Annotated in this window: 1 protein-coding gene; it reads left to right on the top strand. The window is 43.4% G+C overall.

What is annotated here, in order from left to right; all coding sequences use genetic code 11:
* Window positions 1-219: tetratricopeptide repeat protein (locus Q0954_RS34945; protein WP_299466957.1), on the top strand; the 219-nt coding region annotated here is incomplete at both ends.

Below are 219 nucleotides of genomic sequence, written 5' to 3'. Positions count from 1 at the left end.
TAATCAATACAAGGTAGCTTCAAGTTATATCAACATAGGGGTGATCTACCAAGAGCAAAACAACTTTGGTTTAGCCAGGCGTTACTATTTCAAGGCTTTGCGTATTTTCGCTCAGTTGGAGCAAAAACTGGAGTTGGTAGAGGCCTACCGTGACATAGGGGCTACCTATGAGCTGGAAAGTAAACCGGATAGTGCTCAACATTATTTCACCCAAGCCCT

Origin of the sequence: uncultured Microscilla sp., from assembly GCF_947493425.1 — a bacterium.
GTDB lineage: Bacteria > Bacteroidota > Bacteroidia > Cytophagales > Microscillaceae > Microscilla.
This window is presented reverse-complemented; position numbering and strand designations above follow the sequence as displayed.